The following is a 20,016-nucleotide window of genomic DNA, read 5'->3' on the forward strand; positions in this document are numbered from 1 at the left end:
TTAGTTCCCATTCGTGGAACTGCGGACGCTCATGGGTGGAACGCTGACGAACTCATCGCACTCGGTGGAAGCAATGTCTTTCACTGCGGTGATATACCGACACGCTATTGGGTCCTGAAAGAACACGCGAATGTGTTTTTTCACGGCAAAACAAACGATCTGGGAGAGTTTTCCTCGAAACCGCTGGCGGGTGACCGCTGGGTAGGTCTGGGTACGGAACTTTCTCGGGTGTGTTGTTTGAGAACTGCACAGTGGACGCGAGCATCTTTGTTAGTAAGTGTTTAAGAGCGTACGGTGGATGCCTTGGCACCAGGAGCCGATGAAGGACGTAGGAGGCTGCGATAAGCCTCGGGGAGCTGTCAACCGAGCTGAGATCCGAGGATTTCCGAATGGGGAAACCCAGCACGAGTGATGTCGTGTTACCCGCCACTGAATATATAGGTGGTGTGGAGGGAACGTGGGGAAGTGAAACATCTCAGTACCCACAGGAAGAGAAAACAACAGTGATTCCGTGAGTAGTGGCGAGCGAAAGCGGATGAGGCTAAACCAGTTAGATGTGATAGACGGCAGTCGTTGTCTAGCTGGGGTAGTGGGATCATTCTTCTCAACTCTGCCGAGTTGAGCAACAGTAAGAAACCAAGTGGTTAGTTGAAGTGGTCTGGAACGGCCTGCCATAGACGGTGATAGTCCGGTAAACGAAAACTTCTTGGCTGTTGTGGATGTCTCCCGAGTAGCAGCGGGCCCGTGAAATCTGCTGTGAATCTGCCGGGACCACCCGGTAAGCCTGAATACTCCCTGGTGACCGATAGCGGACTAGTACCGTGAGGGAAAGGTGAAAAGTACCCCGGGAGGGGAGTGAAATAGTACCTGAAACCGTGCGCTTACAATCCGTCAAAGCCTTCGTACTTTCGAGTGTGTGGGGTGATGGCGTGCCTTTTGAAGAATGAGCCTGCGAGTCATCGGTGTGTGGCGAGGTTAACCCGTGTGGGGTAGCCGTAGCGAAAGCGAGTCCGAATAGGGCGCCCAATAGTCGCACATTATGGACCCGAAGCGGAGTGATCTACCCATGGCCAGGGTGAAGCGACGGTAAGACGTCGTGGAGGCCCGAACCCACTTAGGTTGAAAACTGAGGGGATGAGCTGTGGGTAGGGGTGAAAGGCCAATCAAACTCCGTGATAGCTGGTTCTCCCCGAAATGCATTTAGGTGCAGCGTCACGTGTTTCACGCCGGAGGTAGAGCTACTGGATGGCCTAGGGGGCCTACAAGCTTACCGAAGTCAGCCAAACTCCGAATGCCGGTGTGTGAGAGCGTGGCAGTGAGACTGCGGGGGATAAGCTTCGTAGTCGAGAGGGAAACAGCCCAGATCGCCGGCTAAGGCCCCTAAGCGTGTACTAAGTGGAAAAGGATGTGGGGTCGCTTAGACAACCAGGAGGTTGGCTTAGAAGCAGCCACCCTTGAAAGAGTGCGTAATAGCTCACTGGTCAAGTGATCCTGCGCCGACAATGTAGCGGGGCTCAAGTACACCGCCGAAGCCGCGGCATTCACGCAATAGCCCGTCCCAGCTGTAGTGGTTGGGGCCAGGTGTGTGGATGGGTAGGGGAGCGTCCTGTGGCCGTGGAAGCAGCAGTGTGAACTAGCTGTGGAGGCCATGGGAGTGAGAATGCAGGCATGAGTAGCGAAAGACGAGTGAGAAACTCGTCCGCCGAATGACCAAGGGTTCCTGGGCCAGGTTAATCCGCCCAGGGTGAGTCGGGACCTAAGGCGAGGCCGACAGGCGTAGTCGATGGACAACGGGTTGATATTCCCGTACCCGTGTATCCGCGCCCAATGCTGAATCAGTTGTGCTAAGTATCCAAATGTTGTCTTACCGAGCCTTCGGGTGAGGGGGATGATGGCTGCATATGACCCTGACTGTAGTAGGTAAGCGATGGGGTGACGCAGGAAGGTAGCTGGGCCAGGTGATGGAATACCTGGTGTAAGCGTGTAGGGAGTGTGATAGGCAAATCCGTCACACATGTGTCCTGAGACGTGATGCGTACCCGTTGAGGGGAATTCAGTGATCCTATGCTGCCGAGAAAAGCCTCTAGCGAGCTGGTACATGGCCCGTACCCCAAACCGACACAGGTGGTCAGGTAGAGAATACTAAGGCGATCGAGAGAACTGTGGTTAAGGAACTCGGCAAAATGCCCCCGTAACTTCGGGAGAAGGGGGACCACATCTGGTGATGATCTTTACGGTCTGAGCTGGGTGGGGTCGCAGAGACCAGAGAGAAGCGACTGTTTACTAAAAACACAGGTCCGTGCGAAGTCGTAAGACGATGTATACGGACTGACGCCTGCCCGGTGCCGGAAGGTTAAGAGGACCGGTTAGCCACTTGTGGCGAAGCTGAGAATTTAAGCCCCGGTAAACGGCGGTGGTAACTATAACCATCCTAAGGTAGCGAAATTCCTTGTCGGGTAAGTTCCGACCTGCACGAATGGCGTAACGACTTCTCTGCTGTCTCAACCACAGACTCGGCGAAATTGCATTACGAGTAAAGATGCTCGTTACGCGCGGCAGGACGAAAAGACCCCGGGACCTTCACTATAGCTTGGTATTGGTGTTCGGTACGGTTTGTGTAGGATAGGTGGGAGACTGTGAAGCGGGCACGCTAGTGTTTGTGGAGTCGTCGTTGAAATACCACTCTGATCGTATTGGACTTCTAACCTCGGACCATGATCTGGTTCAGGGACAGTGCCTGGTGGGTAGTTTAACTGGGGCGGTTGCCTCCTAAAATGTAACGGAGGCGCCCAAAGGTTCCCTCAGCCTGGTTGGCAATCAGGTGTTGAGTGCAAGTGCACAAGGGAGCTTGACTGTGAGACTGACAGGTCGAGCAGGGACGAAAGTCGGGACTAGTGATCCGGCACCGGCAAGTGGAAGCGGTGTCGCTCAACGGATAAAAGGTACCCCGGGGATAACAGGCTGATCTTCCCCAAGAGTCCATATCGACGGGATGGTTTGGCACCTCGATGTCGGCTCGTCGCATCCTGGGGCTGGAGTAGGTCCCAAGGGTTGGGCTGTTCGCCCATTAAAGCGGCACGCGAGCTGGGTTTAGAACGTCGTGAGACAGTTCGGTCTCTATCCGCCGCGCGCGTTAGAAACTTGAGGAAGGCTGTCCCTAGTACGAGAGGACCGGGACGGACGAACCTCTGGTGTGCCAGTTGTTCCGCCAGGAGCACTGCTGGTTGGCTACGTTCGGAAGGGATAACCGCTGAAAGCATCTAAGCGGGAAGCCTGTTCCAAGATGAGGTTTCTCTCCACCTTGAGTGGTTAAGGCCCCCTACAGACCATGGGGTTGATAGGCCGGAACTGGAAGCCAGGTAACTGGTGTAGGTGACTGGTACTAATAGGCCGAGGGCTTATTATCGAAGGTGTTACGCGTCCACTGTGCGGTTTCTGAAACAACACACGACATGGCAGCAAACCCGTTTGGGGAGCGCTGTTGTGGTTGGTTTCATAGTGTTACGGCGGTTATAGCGGTGGGGAAACGCCCGGTCCCATTCCGAACCCGGAAGCTAAGGCCACCTGCGCCGATGGTACTGCACTCGACAGGGTGTGGGAGAGTAGGACACCGCCGGAACATCGTTGCGAAAGGCCCTCCAGCATTGCTGGAGGGTCTTTTTGCGTTTCCGGGTAGCTGATTTTCGGGTGTATGGGTAGCTTGCCGGGTGCGTTCGTCCCGAGCCGGCTGTGTGTCGCTGGTGCGCTGGTCGAGGTCTCGCGCGCCTCCGTCCGGCAGAATCCCCGGGGAGGCGGCGGCCCAGCCCCGGGGAGGCGGCCCGGGAGCTACTTCGTGGTGGTTGTCTCGATCAATTCCTCGGCGATGAGCCAGTGACCCGATGCGGAGTCCGCCGTCAGGTGAATCCACACGCGGCGGTCCTCGGTGCGGATCAGGTATGTATTCACCGTCTGACTGTAGATTCCGCCCAGTCCGGCGTTGAAGCCGACCAACAGGTCTTCATCGATGGTGTCGACCAATTCCTCGGGGACTTTCGATTCGGTGATCTTGCTGCCGCCTGCCGCGGCGACCTCGGTGTCGATCGCGTCGATCAGGGCGAACTTGGAGAACGCGTGATCCTCATCGGCGTGAATATAGGACTGAGAGACCTTGCCGATCACCCACTCGAGGCGGTCACCAGTCCAGATGGGCACCCGATCGCGCGGCCGGACGGGCTCGTCCCGGTTCGGATTCTCGAAGCCCGCGGGCAGGGTGAAGTAGGGGAATGTGCCGGGGAGGTCTTGGGCGAGAGGGACACTCTCGACGTCGAAAGCCGACCCCTCTGCGGTGGGCGGGGCGCTGGTGGGCGCGACCCTGGAACTGGGTGCGGTGACGGTGGTCGTCACCGATTCCGTGGTGCTGGTGACTGCCTCAGTGGCCTTGTCGGCGCATCCGGTGGCGCTGAGGACCACCGCTGCGGTGAGGATGCCTGCTGACAGCTGGAGAGGCCGCCGAGCTCGGAACCGGGATGTCGCCTTCGTTGATGTATCGGTATTGCTCATGGTGCTGCCGAGGCTAATGACCTCCCCACAGGTCTGAGTCTCGAGATGGTCTCAGCATGAAGTGCGCCTTGACCGGGTACCAGGGTGGCAGCGTGCGAGAAGGGGTTCCGATGACAAGAGCTGACTGGGCGGTCACCGACAGGGCCAGCGAGTTGGCACAGTTGCGTGCCGCGATCTCGAGCAGTCGAGTGGTGAATGTCCATGGTCCGCTCGGGGTGGGTAAGTCCTGGCTGGTGCGGCGAGTGCCGGGAGCGACGATCCTGGATCCGCACGAACTCGCCGGCTGGCGCGATCGAACGGCCGGCCCGCTCGTGGTGGACAACGTCGACGGTGCCGACGTCCGCGAGGCAGTGCTGGCATGGTGTGATGCGCGCGAGCCGGCCTCGATGGTGATCGTGAGCAGGACTCGGCTGCCTGTCGGCCCAGGGCTGCCCGCAAAGTCGACTCGCGCGATCGCGGTGTCGCCGTTGGATGATGTGTCGCTCGATGCGATTGTCGAGGTGTTCGGGCGTCATCCGGCGGAGGACGGTGCGGCCGCGCTGCGGTTGGCCGGGGGACTGCCAGGATTGGCCGCGGCGGCGGTGCGCGCCATCGACACCGGGACATCCGGTTCGGCGGTGGGGGCAATCGCCGATGCCATCGGCACCGAGATACTCACCCGGCTCGCGCGGGAGTTGCCCGGTCGGCGATGGCAGCAGTCCCTGCGCCTTCTGGCGGCGGTCGGCGCGGCTGACGAGTCGTTGCTCGGTTGTGGCCCCGAATTGTTCACCGCGCTGGCCGGACTCAGCGTGGTGCGGCGTACAGAGGTGGGACTGAGCCTCGTCGAGCCTATACGGACGGTGCTCGCCGCTGCCTACGAGTGGCGGCGACCGGAAAGCTTCGAGGCTGCCCGAGCCCGCGCCTCAGCGTACCGGCGGAACCGGCTGGCGCAGGCGAATGAGCGCACAACGCGGGCAGCGCTGGTGGAGCAATGTATTTACCTCGACGCGGCAGCGCCGGTGCGGAAGACGCTGTTTCCGGCCGTCCTGGACCACGGTGTGGTCGGGCAAGCGGCATCGGCCGACGCCGAGGGCATCGCCCAGCTGATGCGGCAGTGGTCCGAGCGTAGCGGGTTCGACCGCAAGCGGACCGCCGCACTGGTGGAAAGGTGGCTGGCTGACGGTGTTTCGGCCTTTCACGTCATCCGCGACGGCGCGGGCGAGCTGCGCGGTGTGACCAGACTGGATCCGATCGACGCGGGCCGTGTCGACGGCATCGAACCGCTGCTGCAGCAACACACCGACGATGTGCTGGAACGATTCGGCGACGGATTGCTGCTGGGCGCCGCGTTCGGTGTCGATCGCGGTGCACACGCGCAGATCCTGCGGTACACGCTCGCTGCGGCGACCAAGGTAGGTCGATTGGTCGTCTCGACCACGAACCCCGACTATCAGGAGCTGGTTCAGCGGCTGCGATTCACGACGCATGGCACCGTCCGCGACGACATCTATCGTTGCGGACGTACCGCCGAGATCTACAGCAACGACTTCACTGGCCGCGCGGGCATCCGCTGGGCGGCGGCGCTGTCCGATGCCACAGCGGCCACCGCAGAGCCCACCGCACCGACCGAACTCGCGGCGGTGATGCAGCACCTCGACGACCCGATCGGATTGGCCGCGAGCCCGCTGCTGGCGTCGACGGTTACGCCGACGGTAGGTCGTTTGCAGGAATGGGTGCGGGAGGCGGTGGCTGAGCTGGCAACCAGTCCAGACCCAGTGCAGGCCGAATCCGGGCAGATCCTCGTCGGCTATTTTCTGCGCCCGTCCGCCACCCATCGGCAGGTCGCCACTCGGATGCACCTGAGCAGGGCGACCTATTTTCGAAGGCTACAGTCCGGTTTGACGGCGCTCGCCGCCCGATTCGACGCTGCGGAGGCACAGGTGCACTCGAACATGCGGTCGGGCGGTGAGTCGCCCCGACGTCCTGACCGATACCAGGGTTAGCGTGGAGGCATGGCGACGACGAGGACCGGAATCGACATCAACGCGCCACGCGCGGTGGTCTACCAGCTGCTGCTCGACGGCGATGCGGTCAAGGCCTGGATGATGCCGGACGGGACCAGCGAGGTGCACCGGTTCGAGCCGAAGGAAGGCGGGACCTTCTCGATCACCACCACCTACGCCGCGAGCACTGACGCTAGCGGGACCGAACCGCAACACGACGCCTATTACGGCAGGTTCACCACTCTCATCCCTGACGAGAAGATCGTCGAAGTGCTGGAGTTCGTCACCGAGAAACCGGATATCTCAGGGGCGCAGATGGTCGCCTTCACGCTGTCCGACACCGGGAATGGCACCCGGCTGGACATCGAGCACACCGGTGTCCCTTCGGGCCTGAGCCAGGCTGACAACGAGGCCAGCTGGCAGCTCGCCCTCACGAAGTTGCGGGCGATGGCGGAGGGGCGAGCGTAGTAGCAGGGGGCGTGGTTGCCAGGTGCCGTGGTTCTCTGGTCGGACGGGCAGCGTACGGGCGATCCCTACAGTGGAAGTATGTCGTCGACGAATCGGCATCCGTCCACCGTCGCGGACTACGACGACGCGCGACGGCGAATACGGCTGCGTGAGACGCGGCTGGGCGCCGGCTGGCGGTCGTGGCGGCGTACCCGTCTGGTGCTGCTGCGCAGCATCGTGGTGGTGGTCGCCGCGCTGACGGTTTTCGCCCAGTACTGGCAGCACGATGTGACTCCGGAACGGGAACGATTGGCGCGCACCGAACCCGGGCTTCTGCCGGTCGCGCCGCCGTACGACGAGCGGCGCTCGGACACGGCGGTGGTGGATATGGTCGGGCTCGGTGGGCTGAACGCCGAACCGACCGCGACAGCCTTACCTGCCCTGCGACACTTCGGGGTGGTGTGGGCGGTGCGCTACGACAACGCCGGTATCGACACCCTGGTCATCGCGGAGCTGATCGTGCAGGCGACCCAGCTGGCCGGAGTACGTGACATCGTGCTGGTCGGGCACAGCATGGGCGGGGTGATCGCCCTGGAGGTGGCGCGCCACCTCCACTGGGGCAGCGATCGTCGCCTGGTGGCGGTTCTGCTGGACTGTACTCCAGTCGACCTGAACGCGGTTCGGCCCGAAAGCCGCAGCCGGGGCACAGATCTGATGCGCCTGATGGGCTGGTTGCCTGGTGCGCGGGAGAGCCGGATTCTACGTCTCGCGGTCGAGATCACCGCCCGCCGTGACCGATTCGCGAACCGTGACGGGATGATCGCCGATATCGATCACAGCGCGTTGCGCGCGGTGGCAGCGGAGGTGTTGCGGGACAAGATCTTTTCCCGCGACGCCGCCAGCAACGGGCTGATCCATGCGCAGTTCCTGGCCATCGTCGGGGGCGGCGCGGCCGATGACCTCCGGGCGCTGGCCCGTTCGCATCCCGACAAACCGCGCCCCGCGATCGTCTTCATCCGTCCCATGGACGCGGCCCGGGACCACGTCGTCGATGTCGACCACTCCCACCGGGTGCTCGTCGACCTCGCCGGCGGGGTCGACGGCACCCTGCTGGTGGTTCGCCCGCGGCTGATCGGCCACGCAGATCCCCGCCGACATCCGGACGAGTACAACACGGTGATCGAATCCCAGGTTCTGCACTTCGTCCAGCGTCACCAGCACCCGCCGGACGATCAACAGCCTTCGCTCCCGGACAACTGATGCCGCCCGCAGGCCGGCGACCCGCCGGATGGCAGCTGAGTACTCCGTCAATGCCTCGGATGCCCGATCCGATTCCGGTAGGGAACCGAAGCAAGGGAACGGTTGCTGAGTTCAGCGCACGCGAGTGCCGAGAATGCTGCGCACCCCGGCGATGAACAGCTGTAGCCCGAAGTCGAATCGGGCGGTGGCATCAGGTGTTTCGAGCAACGGAGTGGACTCGGCGGGCAGTGCGCCCGCCGAGTCCATCTGCATCCGCGACTGTTCGTCGACGGTCTGGCCGAGCACGTAGTACAGCAGGGTGTAGGCCGTGAGGTCGGCTTCCTCACGAGTCATTCCGGCGCGAATGACGATGCCAGCCAGGCGTTCCCGCGCCTTGCTCGTGGTCAGGCGAGAGGCGTAGGTGGCCGAGACCAGTTCGGCGCCGTCGCGGTAGGCGAGCAGGCAGTCCCGCAGGCGATGGGCCAATTCGGTGACCTGGCCCTGCCATTCGGCGGTGGTCACCGGTTCGTCCATCGGCGCCAGAATCCGGTCGGCTACCGCGCCGAGCAGCGTCTGCTTGTCCTTGACGTGCCAGTACAGCGCCCCCGGCTGCACCTGCAGCGACCCGGCCAGCCTGCGCATCGTCAGATCCGCCAGGCCGTACTGGTCCAGAATCGTGATGGCGGCATCGACCACATCCGTTTTCCGCAGGTGCACGTGCGTCCTTCCGTCCGATTCCTTGACCCGAGTGTCGTGACTCACTCGTAGCCGCTACCCTATCCTGAACACCGTTCAAGTCGCATGGCTACGCCGGGTGGATCACACCGTCGGCCGTGCGTACCCGATGAAGGGACTCAACGTCGTGACGCAGGCACCCGTCCGGACCGACATTCTGGCCATCGCCCGCGAGCAGGTGCTCGAACGCGGCGTCGGCCTCACCGAGGAGCAGACCGTCGAGGTGCTGCGCCTCGGCGACGACCAGCTGGAAGCACTGCTCGAGCTTGCCCATGACGTGCGGATGAAGTGGTGCGGCCCCGAGGTCGAGGTCGAGGGCATCATCAGCCTCAAGACCGGCGGCTGCCCCGAGGACTGCCATTTCTGCTCGCAGTCGGGCCTGTTCCAGTCGCCGGTGCGCGCGGCCTGGCTCGACATCCCCAGCCTGGTCGAGGCAGCCAAGCAGACCGCGAAGACCGGTGCCACCGAGTTCTGTATCGTCGCCGCGGTCCGCGGGCCCGACGCGCGGTTGATGGCCCAGGTCGCCGCCGGTGTCGAGGCCATTCGCAACGAGGTCGACATCCAGGTCGCCTGCTCGCTGGGCATGCTGAACCAGGAGCAGGTCGACCAGCTCGCCGCGATGGGCGTGCATCGCTACAACCACAATCTCGAAACCGCCAAGTCACACTTCCCGAAGGTCGTCACCACCCACACCTACGAAGAGCGCTGGGACACCCTGCGCATGGTCCGCGAAGCAGGCATGGAGGTGTGCTGCGGCGGCATCCTCGGCATGGGTGAGACCATCGAGCAGCGCGCCGAGTTCGCCGCGCAACTGGCCGCGCTCGAGCCCGACGAGGTCCCGCTGAACTTCCTCAACCCGCGTCCCGGAACCCCCTTCGGCGACCTCGAGGTGTTGCCCGCGGCCGAGGCGCTCAAGGCCGTGGCCGCGTTCCGGCTCGCGCTGCCGCGCACGATCCTGCGCTTCGCCGGTGGTCGCGAGATCACCCTCGGCGACCTGGGCGCCAAGCAGGGCATCCTCGGCGGCATCAACGCCGTCATCGTCGGCAACTACCTCACCACCCTCGGCCGCCCCGCCGAATCGGACCTGGATCTGCTCGGCGAGCTGAAGATGCCGATCAAGGCACTCAACGAGACGCTGTAGATTCGTGGACATGGACGAGCGCTACAACCCGTTCACCGGCAAGCGGATCGTGCCCGGACTCGATGACGCGACGCCGGCGGCCGCGGCGCTCGGACTGGAGCCGCCGCGCTTCTGCGAGCACTGCGGGCGCCGGATGATCGTGCAGGTGAGCCCGGACGGCTGGTGGGCCAAGTGTTCCCGGCACGGGGTCATCGAATCCGCACAGCTGGAACGCCGCTAGTGCTGGGCGTGCAGGCACGCCCAGAGGTGCTGCGGCGTGAGCTGATCGGGGTCGGCGTCGTGGCGGCGGTGGTGCTCGTCGCGAGCGCGGTGGCCGGGGTGGCGTGGGGTGTGCTCGCGCCCACCGAACGGTTGCGGGTCACCCGGCCCGGTCGCGCCGCCGCGCTCACCGGGGAGAGCATGCATCTGTTCGACGCCGTCGGGATGTTCCTGTGCCTGGGCGCCGTGGTCGCGGTGCTCACCGCGGTCGCGGCCTGGCGGGTGCGCGGCACCCGCGGACCCGCCCTTGTCGTGGGTATCGTGCTGGCCTCCGGGCTCGGCGCCGCGGTGATGATGTGGGTCGGGGAGGCGGTCGCGGCGGGCCGACATCCGCGTCCGGACGATCCCGCCGTCGGCGAGATCGTCACGCTGCCCGCCGAACTCGGCACGCACCTCGCCCTGGTGGTGCAACCCTTCCTTGCCGCGCTCGTGCTGCTGTTCCTCGCCGCGCTGCACCCCCGTACCGACCTCGGCTCCGGTGCCGCAGGGCTGCTCGGTGACCTGCGCCCCCGCGACCACGACGACGATCCCACCGGCTACCCGCTCCCGATCGGCACCGGTGAGTATCGGCCCAGCGGCGATTTCGATCCGAGTTGGCAACCACGCGGCTGAGCTGCTCCGGGCCCGAAATCGCGCGCTACCATCGCGCATATCGGCAGGTAGAGACTGTGCGGGCGGCTCGAGAGGAGCGGTCGTGGCATTCATCGGAGGCGGTCCGGTCGTCGAGGAGCTGGACGCCAAATTCTGGCGGCTCACCGAGCCGCTCGCCTACCGGGGCGCGGTCGACACCTTCACGGTGCCCGCTGGATTCCGCACCGACTTCGCCTCGGTGCCGCGGCCGCTGGTCTGGCTGATCCCGCGCTACGGCGCCTACACCAGGGCCGCGATCCTGCACGACTACCTGTGTCGCGGCGAGGAAGTGGACCGTGCGGACGCCGACGGCATCTTCCGTCGCTGCCTGCGCGAGCTCGGCATCTCCGTGCCGCGACGCTGGATGATGTGGGCGGCAGTGCGTCTGGGCTCGCATCTGCGTGGCGCGAGCGCGGGGGATGTGGCGCGCTGGCTGCTGGTCGCGGTGCCCTCGGTCGTGTTCCTCGCGGTGCCGGTCACCGTGGTGACGGTGGCGTTGCTGGTCTTCTGGCTGGTGGAACTGAGTTTCTGGGCGGTCGGTCGGCTCGGGCACCGCACCACGGCGCCGCCGCCGACCCCGCAGATGCGCGCGGCCTAGGCACTCGGCTTCACCCGCAACGGGCGATGCGCGCGGTCGGGCCGGTGCCTAGCGTCGGGATCGACAGCCGAGGAGGCACCCATGCGCATGCCCGGGCAAGCCGTTTCGCCGACACCCGCCGTGTGGTCGATCCCGCGTGGGCTGATCGTGCTGCTGGCCGTGGCGGCGGGGGTCGTCGCCATCGCCGGGATGAAGTCGTTCTCGGCGGTGATCGGTCCCACCTTCCTCGCGCTCATGCTGACCGTAGCGGTGCAGCCCCTGCAGGGGTGGGCGCAGCAGCGTGGGTGGCCCACGTGGCTCGGCATGCTCGCCGCGTTGACCACGGTGCTGCTGATCCTGTTGTCGCTCGTCGGCGCGCTGGCGCTGTCGGCCTACCAGCTGGCCTCGCAGCTGCCCGAGTACACCGACAAGCTCGACGAGCTGCTCGGCTACGTGCGTAACTGGCTCGGCGGTCTCGGCGTGAGCAGCGACCAGATCCAGAAGGCACTGCACAACATCGACATGGGCAAGGTCGTCGGACTGATCGACGGGCTGCTCGGCGGGGTGGTCGGGATCTTCTCGAATCTGTTCTTCGTGGTCGCGCTGCTGCTGTTCATGGCGGTGGACGGGATGAGTATCCGGCAGCGGATGGCGGTGGTCGCCCAGGAACGGCCCGCGATCGCGCACGCGCTCGCCGACTTCGCCCGCGGCACTCGCAAGTACCTGGTGGTGTCGACGGTGTTCGGCGCCATCGTCGCCGTGCTCGACGGTGGCGCGTTGTGGCTGATGGGGGTGCCGCTGCCGCTGCTGTGGGCGCTGCTGTCGTTCATCACCAACTACATCCCGAATGTCGGGTTCATCATCGGCGTCATTCCGCCCGCGCTGCTGGCGCTGCTCGACAGCGGACCGGTGCTGATGGTCTGGGTGATCATCGTGTACTCGGTGATCAATTTCGTGATCCAGTCGATCATCCAGCCCAAGTTCGTCGGCGACGCCGTGGGATTGAGCGTCACCCTGACCTTCCTGTCACTGGTGTTCTGGTCCTGGGTGATCGGGGCGCTCGGGGCGATTCTCGCAGTGCCGTTGACCCTGCTGGTCAAGGCGCTGCTGCTCGACATCGACCCGTCCACACGGTGGGCCGACGTGCTGATCGGCGCGCCCCTGCGCAAAGATGAACTGGCCGAGGATGATTCGGACCCCGAGGAACCTGATCCCGAGGGCGCCACACCCGAGAACGCCGCAGCCGGTGACGCCGCCCCACCGGGCGGCGAGAACGGGCCGTGACGACCGGCGTCGAGCGGGCCGTCGGCAGAAAATCGGTGGCGGGCGCGGATCCCGATCCCTACCGTTGACCGGTCAGCGTTTCCGCGGGGGAGGACCAGGCCGTGCGTGCCACCGAACAGAACACCACCGACGAGCCCACCGAGCGAGCCGATCTGGTCGCCTGGCGCCGCAGGCACGCCCTGCGTAGTTCCGCGGCCGCGACCGCGGTGCCGAGTGGGCGGGCCTATCGTCGCTCGGCCAAACACCGCGATCGCCGTTTCGACTCCTGACCCGGCCCGTCGCCGCGCCCGTGCACCCGGAATCAGGAGGTGGTGGAAGCGCTCTCGCGGCGCAGCACCACCAGGGGCAGTGGCTTGTCGGTCTTGGACTGGAAGTCGGCCAGCAGCGGGTTCTCCGCCATCGCCCACGCCGCGAACTCGGCGTAGCGCTCGCCGGTCAGTACTTCCGCAACAGCCGCGTACTTCTGCGTACCCAGCTCGATCGTGACTCGCGGATCGGCCCGCACATTGTGGTACCACGCGGGATAGCGGTCCTCCATGAACGAACTCACATACATCGTCTCGCCCCGGAACAGCGCGCCCAGCGGAACCATGTGCTGCTTACCGCTCTTGGCGCCTGTCGTGGTGAGCAGCAGCAGGGTCGCGCCCGCGTAGTCGCCGCCGACCTTCCCGTCGTTCTCCCGGAATTCCCGGATGACGTCGGTGTTCCAGTTCGCCATGTCCGCCTCGGAGAACTCCTGGTTCCACGGTGCGTCCGGGTCGTCGTAGGAGGTGATGGACTGCTCGTTCGATGCCTCGGTAGCCATGCGAACAGTGTGACAGCGGCCACCGACACGTTTCGGCTCGCAACTATGCCCCGCGGGCACCGGGCGTCCGGCCCAGCGCCTCCCGGTAGACGTCGATGAACGCGCTCGCCGAGGACCAGCCGCAGCGGTGGGCGACCTCGGTCACCGGCACGGATTCGGCGAGCAGGCCCATGGCGTGGTGCAGCCGCAGCCTGGTACGCCACCACTGGGGGTAGGTCAGGCCGAATTCGGTGCGGAACAACCGGCTCAGGGTGCGCTGCCCGGCGCCGACCCGACGTCCGAGGGCGGGCAGCGTCCAGCTCACGGTGAGGTCGGCCTCGACCAGAGCGCACGCGGCGCGCAGCCGGTCATCGATGGCGGCGGGCAGTTGCAGCGGCTCGTCCGGGCTGCGCCGGATGCGGTCGCGCAGGACGGCGCGCAGGCGGGCCGCTTCCTCGGCCGGTAGATCGCCGGGATCCGAGCAGGCGACGATCAGCTCGCGCAGCAGCGGCGCCGCCGAGATCACGGCGGGCTCGGTGCGATCGCCGGAGCCGGTGGGGGAGAAGCCGACACAGTGGAAGCGGGTCGGCCCGTAGAAGTGGTGCTCGTGCCTGCACCCGGCCGGAATCCACACCGCCCGGTCCGACGGTGCGATCCACCGACCGCGATCGGTGATCACCTGGGCCACACCGGAACTCGGGTACACGATCTGGTGCTCGCGGTGGTGATGGCGCGGGATCCGCGTACCCGCGACGACAGCGCGGGTGACGGTCGGCGCAGGGTGGCGGATTTCCGGCATCATCGGGCATTTTATCGGAAGTCTGCCGCACGGCCGGGTTCCTAGGCTGACCGGTATCTCCATGGGAAGGGGTCGGCGATGGTGAACGTGCGGGTCGGCGCGATGTCACGGGGCGCTGTCGAGTCGTCGACGGCGCGGATGCGGTACTGGGTGAGCTCGCACGCCGTCACCGACTTCTCGGCTTCTTCCTCGCACCGGCACTGGCGACACCGGTACTGGTCGGGCTCGGGGTGGGCGGCACCGCCGTCTTCGTGGCTCCCGCGGTGCTCATGGCCTTCGTGCTCTGGCGCTACCAACTGCGCCGCGCCCAGCAGACGATCTCGGTGAAAATCTCTGGTGGACAAGGTCGTTGGGCGCCCTTTCTCGTGCTGACCGCGCTCGCGGTGGCGCGTTCGGTCGTCTTCCTCGGCCTGAACACCTTCCTCGTGCTGTATTGGATCGACCACCTCGGCGCCACCCCGATGCTCGGCGGCGTCGCGCTGACGGTCTTGCTCGCCGGTGGTGTCCTCGGCACCCTGGTGGGCGGACGACTGGCCGACCGGATCGGCGGGGTGCACACCGTCCGATTCGGTTGTGCGGCAGTGATTCCGGCATTGCTCGCGCTACGCATGACCCCGAGCCCGGTGTGGGCACTGTTGCTGGTCGCGGCCGTCGGGGTCACGGTGAACATCCCGTTCGCCGTCCTGGTCGTCTTGGGGCAGGACTACCTGCCGGGCAGGCCGGGGACCGCGGCGGGGGTCACCCTGGGATTGGCGGTCAGTGCCGGTGGCCTGCTCGTGCCGCTGCTCGGTCTGCTCGCCGACCGGCACGGCACCCAGGCGGTGCTCACCACGCTGTGTGTCCTCGCCGTTCCGGCCGCCGTCCTCGCGCGGTTCCTGGTGACGCCGGCCGCCGCCGACGACGGGGGCGTGGCCGGGCGGAGGTAGCTCGCGTAGGCCGCACCGCGGCAACGGGATTCAGGTGGGTGGGCGCAGGGCGGCGAACTCGTCGGTGACGCGGAGGCCGGAGTCGGTGAAGCGGTACAGGGCCGCGGGACGTCCGCCGGCGCGGCCCGAGGGGGCGGTGTCGCCGGTGGGGGTGATGACTTTTCGGCGAGTGAGCACGCGCTGGAGGTTGGTGGTGTCGACTTCATATCCCAATGCGGCGCAATAGATTTCGCGCAGAACTGACAGGGTGAAGGTGTCGGGGGTCAGGGCGAAGGCGATATTGGTGTAGGAGAGTTTGGCGGCCAAGCGGGTGCGGGCGTGGTCGACGACGGTGCCGTGATCGAAGGACACGGTGGGCAGGGCCGAGACCGGGTGCCAGGTGGTGTCGGGCGGGAGTTCGGGCTCGGTGGTGAGGGGGACCAGACCCAGATAGGCCGAGGCGATGCGGCGCGGACCGGGCACGCGGTCGGGTGCGCTGAACACCGACAGCTGTTCGAGATGGGTCAGCTCGCGCACGTCGACCTTCTCGGCGAGCTGGCGCCGGGCCGAGGTGTCGAGGTCCTCGTCGTCGCGTAACCGACCGCCCGGTAGCGACCAGGTCCCCTTCTGTGGATCGAGCGCGCGTTCCCACAGCAGAACGGCCAGTTCGGGTCTTCCCGGCCGTCCGCGACCACCCGCAATGCCACTACCTGCGGAAACGTCGACGGGGAAGCGGCGAACCTGGAACACCGCGGTGAGCGATTCGTGGATGGTGTTACTATGGGGCACGTTTTCGATTCTAAGTCGAAAACCTGGTTTGGTGCGAATCGCGGCGATGGAGCCGCTCGCACGAGGAAGGAGCCACCATGGCGACGACGACTGCGCGGCCGACGCTGATGGGTTCGGTCTTCGATGGACCCACCGGATACACGGGTGTCGAAGCGACGCCGGAGTGGGCGCAGGAGGTGCGGCGACTGGCGCGAGAGCGCAACGCCACGATCCTCGCGCACAACTACCAGCTGCCCGAGATTCAGGACGTGGCCGACCACGTCGGTGACTCGCTGGCCCTCTCGCGGATCGCCGCCGAGGCCGAAGAGGACACCATCGTGTTCTGCGGCGTGCACTTCATGGCCGAGACCGCCAAGATCCTCAGCCCGGCCAAGACCGTGCTGATCCCGGACGAGCGCGCGGGCTGCTCGCTGGCCGATTCCATCACCGCCGACCAGTTGCGCGAGTGGAAGGCCGAGCACCCCGACGCGATGGTGGTCTCGTATGTGAACACCACCGCCGAGGTGAAGGCGCTCACCGACATCTGCTGCACCTCCTCCAACGCCGTCGACGTGGTCGCCTCGATCGACCCCGACCGCGAGGTGCTGTTCCTGCCCGACCAGTTCCTCGGCGCGCACGTCAAGCGCGAGACCGGCCGCGACAACATCCACATCTGGGCGGGCGAGTGCCACGTGCACGCGGGCATCAACGGTGAGGAGCTCACCGAGCAGGCGCGCACCCACCCCGATGCCGAGCTGTTCGTGCACCCGGAGTGCGGCTGCGCCACCTCGGCGCTGTACCTGGCCGGGGAGGGTTCGTTCCCGGCCGACCGGGTGCACATCCTGTCCACCGGCGGCATGATCGACGCCGCCAAGAAGGCCACGTCGACCCAGGTGCTGGTCGCCACCGAGATCGGCATGCTGCACCAGCTGCGCAAGGCCGCGCCCGGCATCGACTTCCAGGCGGTCAACGACCGGGCCTCCTGCCCGTACATGAAGATGATCACCCCGGCCGCGCTGCTGCGCTGCCTGGTCGAAGGCGCCGACGAGGTGCACGTGGACCTGGCGATGGCCGAGGCGGGTCGTGCCTCGGTGCAGCGGATGATCTCGATCGGCAACCCCGGTGGTGGGGAGTGACCGGCGCGGTTCGGTCGCGCGGGTAGCGACCATGACCGCGGGTGTTCGGATCACCTGGGAGGCCGAGGCCGATCTGGTGGTCATCGGTGGTGGCGTCGCGGGGCTCACGGCCGCGCGCACGGCATCGCTGCGTGGGCTGCGGGTGCTCACCTCGAGCAAGGGCGGGCCGACCGATACCTCGACGCAGTACGCCCAGGGTGGCATCGCTGTCGTCGCGCCGCGGGGTGATTCGGTCGACTCGCATGTGCACGACACGGTCGAGGCCGGTGGCGGGCTGTGTGATGGCGCGGCGGTGCGCTCGATCGTCGAGGGCGGGCAGGCGGCGGTGGCCGCGCTGACCGATCTCGGGGCGGTGTTCGATCTCGGTCGCGACGGGCAGATCTCGCGCACCCGCGAGGGCGGGCACAGTACGCGCCGGATCATCCACGCCGGTGGGGATGCCACGGGCGCGGAGGTGCAGCGGGCGCTGAACGCGGCCGGGTTGCCGGTGCGCTTCGGTGCCGCGGCACTGCGGGTGGTGACCGGGGCCGACGGTGTGTGTGGGGTCGTCATGGCGTCGGACAAGGGATTCGGTGTCGTACACACCCCTGCCGTGCTGCTCGCGACCGGTGGGCTCGGGCAGCTCTACGCGCTGAGCACCAACCCGCCGGGGGCAACCGGTGACGGTGTGGCCTTGGCGTTGTGGGCCGGGGCGGCGGCGGCCGATCTCGAGTTCGTGCAGTTCCATCCGACGGTGCTCTACACCCCGGGTGGGTTGGGGCGGCGGCCGTTGATCAGCGAGGCCGTGCGCGGTGAAGGCGCGATTCTTGTTGATTCCGAAGGTGATTCGGTCACCGCCGGGGTGCATCCGCGTGGTGATCTGGCGCCGCGGGACGTGGTGTCGCGGGCAATCGCCGAGCGGATGCGAGCGCTGGGCACCGATCATGTGTTCCTCGACGCGAGGAGTATCGACGGGTTCGCTCAGCGGTTCCCGACCATTACGGCGTCCTGCCTGTCGGCGGGGATCGACCCGGGGGCGCAACTGATTCCGGTCGCGCCAGCCGCTCACTACCAGTGCGGTGGGGTGCTCACCGATACGCACGGCCGAACCGGAGTTCCCGGGCTGTATGCCGCGGGCGAAGTGGCGCGAACCGGGCTGCACGGTGCGAATCGGCTGGCATCGAACAGTCTGCTCGAAGGGCTCGTCGTCGGTGAACGGGCCGGCGCGGCGGCGGTCGAGCGGCTCGGGGTGCGAGCGCGGGTCGATGAGATCGAGCCGTGGACAGTGGAATTCGCCGAACGGTCGGTCGTGCAGCAGGCGATGACCGAGCATGCTTCGGTCGTCCGTGACGGTGCGGGTCTCGCGATCGCGAGTGCGCGCGTCGACGCGGCGATGTCGCTGGTGGCGGTGCCTGGTCCGGTCGCGCGGACGCTGGACGAGACCGATGTCGGTCCTGCGGCGGACCCGCGCCGCGGTCGCACGCAGGAGTCGGGTTCCGGTCGTGAGCGGGAGTCCGCGGCGGCGTCTCTGCGGACCGTGGAGGACGCCGCGTTGACGCTGACCGCGCGCGCACTGTTGACCGCGGCGGCGGCGCGCGCCGAGAGTCGTGGGTGCCATACGCGCTCGGATCATCCGAGCGCGGTCGACGACCAGCGGTACAGCACAGCGGTTCGCCTCGATCCGCAGGGTGGCCTCGAACTGTCCATCGTGGCAGTCGATTCCGCTCCGATTCCGAGCGGTGCGTTGTGACGGCGCCCGGCGGCATCGTCGGCCAACGGTATGCCACGGTTCCGGTCGGCGGTGCTGTGTTCCCGGCTTCGGCTCGGAATCCACTGGTGGTCAAGCAACTACGGCGGAGTGTCGAACGCTCCAATCCATCCGTCCGGCGCGTGTCGCGCCGCAGAACAGGAGTGCAGTGATGGCTCTGGATGCCACTCTGGATCGTGACGAGGTGCTGGCGTTGATCGGCACCGCGCTCGAGGAGGACCTGCGTTACGGGCCTGACGTCACGACGGTCGCCACCGTGTCCGCGGACGCGGTGAGCAAGGCGTCGGTCGTGTCGCGTCAGTCCGGGACCGTGGCCGGGATCGATGTCGGGCTGCTCGTGCTCGATCAGGTGCTCGGCGCGGGCACCTACGAGATCTCCGAGCGGGTCGCCGACGGGACACGGGTGGAACCGGGCACCTCGGTGCTGAGTGTCCTCGCGCCCACCCGGGGGCTGCTGACCGCCGAACGAACCATGCTGAACCTGGTCTGCCACCTGTCCGGCATCGCCACCGCCACCGCCGCCTGGGTCGACGCGGTCGAGGGCACCGACTGCCGAATCCGCGACAGCCGCAAAACCCTTCCCGGCCTGCGTGCGCTGCAGAAGTACGCCGTGCGCGTGGGTGGCGGGGTGAACCACCGTATGGGCCTCGGTGACGCCGCCCTGATCAAGGACAACCACGTCGTCGCCGCGGGCTCGGTCGTGAACGCGCTGCGCGCCGTGCGGGAGCTCGCTCCCGACATCGCCTGCGAGGTCGAGGTCGACAGCCTCGAACAACTCGACGCGGTCCTGGCCGAGAACGTCGAACTCGTCCTGCTCGACAACTTCCCCCTCTGGCAGACCCAGGCCGCCGTCCAGCGCCGCGACGCCAAGGCCCCCGCCACGAGACTCGAGTCCTCCGGCGGCCTGTCCCTCGACCAGGCCGCCGAGTACGCCAACACCGGCGTCGACTACCTCGCCGTCGGCGCCCTCACCCACTCGGTCCGCGTCCTGGACCTGGGTTTGGACATGTGAGCAAGCGCTTGCCGTCGCGCGTCTCCACCGCCC

General features: G+C 66.3%; 17 protein-coding genes, 2 rRNA genes and 1 pseudogene. 15 read left to right on the plus strand and 5 right to left on the minus strand.

Annotated elements, in window-relative coordinates; genetic code table 11:
- The first annotated feature begins 271 nt into the window (after positions 1 to 271).
- Positions 272 to 3,406: ribosomal RNA gene (locus tag BOX37_RS09455) — 23S ribosomal RNA — on the plus strand.
- Positions 3,407 to 3,502: 96 nt separating this feature from the next.
- Positions 3,503 to 3,619, plus strand: a 5S ribosomal RNA gene (gene rrf, locus BOX37_RS09460).
- Between the two features lie 206 nt (positions 3,620 to 3,825).
- Here the strand turns inward: rrf and BOX37_RS09465 are convergent.
- The gene (locus BOX37_RS09465; RefSeq protein ID WP_156910346.1) at positions 3,826 to 4,383 is read right to left on the minus strand and encodes a hypothetical protein; all 558 of its coding nucleotides are present in this window, start codon (positions 4,381 to 4,383) and stop codon (positions 3,826 to 3,828) included.
- Between the two features lie 266 nt (positions 4,384 to 4,649).
- Here BOX37_RS09465 and BOX37_RS09470 point away from each other — a divergent pair, with 266 nt between their 5' ends.
- The 3 genes from BOX37_RS09470 to BOX37_RS09480 all read left to right on the plus strand — a co-directional run bounded on the left by BOX37_RS09470 (position 4,650) and on the right by BOX37_RS09480 (position 8,228).
- Positions 4,650 to 6,521: a hypothetical protein gene (locus tag BOX37_RS09470; protein WP_156910347.1), complete on the plus strand. Its 1,872-nt coding sequence runs from the start codon at positions 4,650 to 4,652 to the stop codon at positions 6,519 to 6,521.
- A 9-nt stretch (positions 6,522 to 6,530) separates the two neighbouring features.
- Positions 6,531 to 6,989 carry an SRPBCC domain-containing protein gene (locus BOX37_RS09475; RefSeq protein ID WP_071927318.1) on the plus strand — a complete coding sequence of 153 codons (459 nt, stop codon included), beginning with the start codon at positions 6,531 to 6,533 and terminating at the stop codon, positions 6,987 to 6,989.
- Positions 6,990 to 7,067: 78 nt separating this feature from the next.
- Positions 7,068 to 8,228 (plus strand): alpha/beta fold hydrolase, encoded by a 1,161-nt coding sequence (locus BOX37_RS09480; protein ID WP_071927319.1) that lies wholly within the window; start codon positions 7,068 to 7,070, stop codon positions 8,226 to 8,228.
- Between the two features lie 111 nt (positions 8,229 to 8,339).
- On the opposite strand, the gene BOX37_RS09485 is transcribed toward BOX37_RS09480, so the two are convergent.
- The gene (locus BOX37_RS09485; protein WP_071927320.1) at positions 8,340 to 8,924 is read right to left on the minus strand and encodes a TetR/AcrR family transcriptional regulator C-terminal domain-containing protein; all 585 of its coding nucleotides are present in this window, start codon (positions 8,922 to 8,924) and stop codon (positions 8,340 to 8,342) included.
- Between the two features lie 145 nt (positions 8,925 to 9,069).
- Between BOX37_RS09485 and bioB the strand changes: the two genes are divergently transcribed.
- The 6 genes from bioB to BOX37_RS34615 all read left to right on the plus strand — a co-directional run bounded on the left by bioB (position 9,070) and on the right by BOX37_RS34615 (position 13,101).
- The gene (gene bioB / locus BOX37_RS09490) at positions 9,070 to 10,083 is read left to right on the plus strand and encodes a biotin synthase BioB (protein WP_071931331.1); all 1,014 of its coding nucleotides are present in this window, start codon (positions 9,070 to 9,072) and stop codon (positions 10,081 to 10,083) included.
- Between the two features lie 10 nt (positions 10,084 to 10,093).
- On the plus strand, positions 10,094 to 10,303 hold the full coding sequence (bsaP, locus tag BOX37_RS09495; protein ID WP_071927321.1) for a biotin synthase auxiliary protein BsaP: 210 nt from the start codon (positions 10,094 to 10,096) through the stop codon (positions 10,301 to 10,303).
- An 8-nt stretch (positions 10,304 to 10,311) separates the two neighbouring features.
- Entirely contained in the window at positions 10,312 to 10,953 is a 642-nt protein-coding gene (locus BOX37_RS09500; protein WP_240505287.1) for a DUF2567 domain-containing protein, read from the plus strand.
- 82 nt (positions 10,954 to 11,035) lie between these two features.
- A complete protein-coding gene (locus BOX37_RS09505) occupies positions 11,036 to 11,569 on the plus strand; it encodes a DUF1353 domain-containing protein (RefSeq protein ID WP_071927323.1) in 534 nt (177 codons plus the stop codon).
- Positions 11,570 to 11,650: 81 nt separating this feature from the next.
- The gene (locus tag BOX37_RS09510; RefSeq protein WP_071927324.1) at positions 11,651 to 12,832 is read left to right on the plus strand and encodes an AI-2E family transporter; all 1,182 of its coding nucleotides are present in this window, start codon (positions 11,651 to 11,653) and stop codon (positions 12,830 to 12,832) included.
- Between the two features lie 101 nt (positions 12,833 to 12,933).
- Positions 12,934 to 13,101, plus strand: coding sequence for a hypothetical protein (locus BOX37_RS34615; RefSeq protein WP_167659916.1), 168 nt, complete (start codon positions 12,934 to 12,936; stop codon positions 13,099 to 13,101).
- A 32-nt stretch (positions 13,102 to 13,133) separates the two neighbouring features.
- Here BOX37_RS34615 and BOX37_RS09515 read toward each other — a convergent pair whose 3' ends face one another.
- Complete coding sequence (locus BOX37_RS09515) at positions 13,134 to 13,637, minus strand: nitroreductase/quinone reductase family protein (protein ID WP_071927325.1); 504 nt, start codon at positions 13,635 to 13,637, stop codon at positions 13,134 to 13,136.
- A 43-nt stretch (positions 13,638 to 13,680) separates the two neighbouring features.
- Positions 13,681 to 14,415: an AraC family transcriptional regulator gene (locus tag BOX37_RS09520; RefSeq protein ID WP_071931332.1), complete on the minus strand. Its 735-nt coding sequence runs from the start codon at positions 14,413 to 14,415 to the stop codon at positions 13,681 to 13,683.
- A gap of 176 nt (positions 14,416 to 14,591) precedes the next feature.
- Between BOX37_RS09520 and BOX37_RS09525 the strand changes: the two are divergent.
- Positions 14,592 to 15,341: pseudogene (locus BOX37_RS09525) on the plus strand (MFS transporter); the annotation flags it as partial.
- A gap of 30 nt (positions 15,342 to 15,371) precedes the next feature.
- Here the strand turns inward: BOX37_RS09525 and BOX37_RS09530 are convergent.
- A complete protein-coding gene (locus BOX37_RS09530; protein ID WP_071927327.1) occupies positions 15,372 to 16,109 on the minus strand; it encodes an NUDIX hydrolase in 738 nt (245 codons plus the stop codon).
- A gap of 77 nt (positions 16,110 to 16,186) precedes the next feature.
- On the opposite strand from BOX37_RS09530, the gene nadA reads away from it, so the two are divergent.
- From nadA to nadC, 3 genes are all read left to right on the plus strand, one after another.
- On the plus strand, positions 16,187 to 17,224 hold the full coding sequence (nadA, locus tag BOX37_RS09535) for a quinolinate synthase NadA (RefSeq protein WP_071927328.1): 1,038 nt from the start codon (positions 16,187 to 16,189) through the stop codon (positions 17,222 to 17,224).
- 31 nt (positions 17,225 to 17,255) lie between these two features.
- Positions 17,256 to 18,953 (plus strand): L-aspartate oxidase, encoded by a 1,698-nt coding sequence (locus BOX37_RS09540; protein WP_071931333.1) that lies wholly within the window; start codon positions 17,256 to 17,258, stop codon positions 18,951 to 18,953.
- Positions 18,954 to 19,122: 169 nt separating this feature from the next.
- The gene (gene nadC / locus BOX37_RS09545) at positions 19,123 to 19,983 is read left to right on the plus strand and encodes a carboxylating nicotinate-nucleotide diphosphorylase (protein ID WP_071927329.1); all 861 of its coding nucleotides are present in this window, start codon (positions 19,123 to 19,125) and stop codon (positions 19,981 to 19,983) included.
- Positions 19,984 to 20,016: the final 33 nt, after the last annotated feature.

Origin of the sequence: Nocardia mangyaensis (assembly GCF_001886715.1) — a bacterium.
In the GTDB taxonomy this organism is placed as follows: domain Bacteria; phylum Actinomycetota; class Actinomycetes; order Mycobacteriales; family Mycobacteriaceae; genus Nocardia; species Nocardia mangyaensis.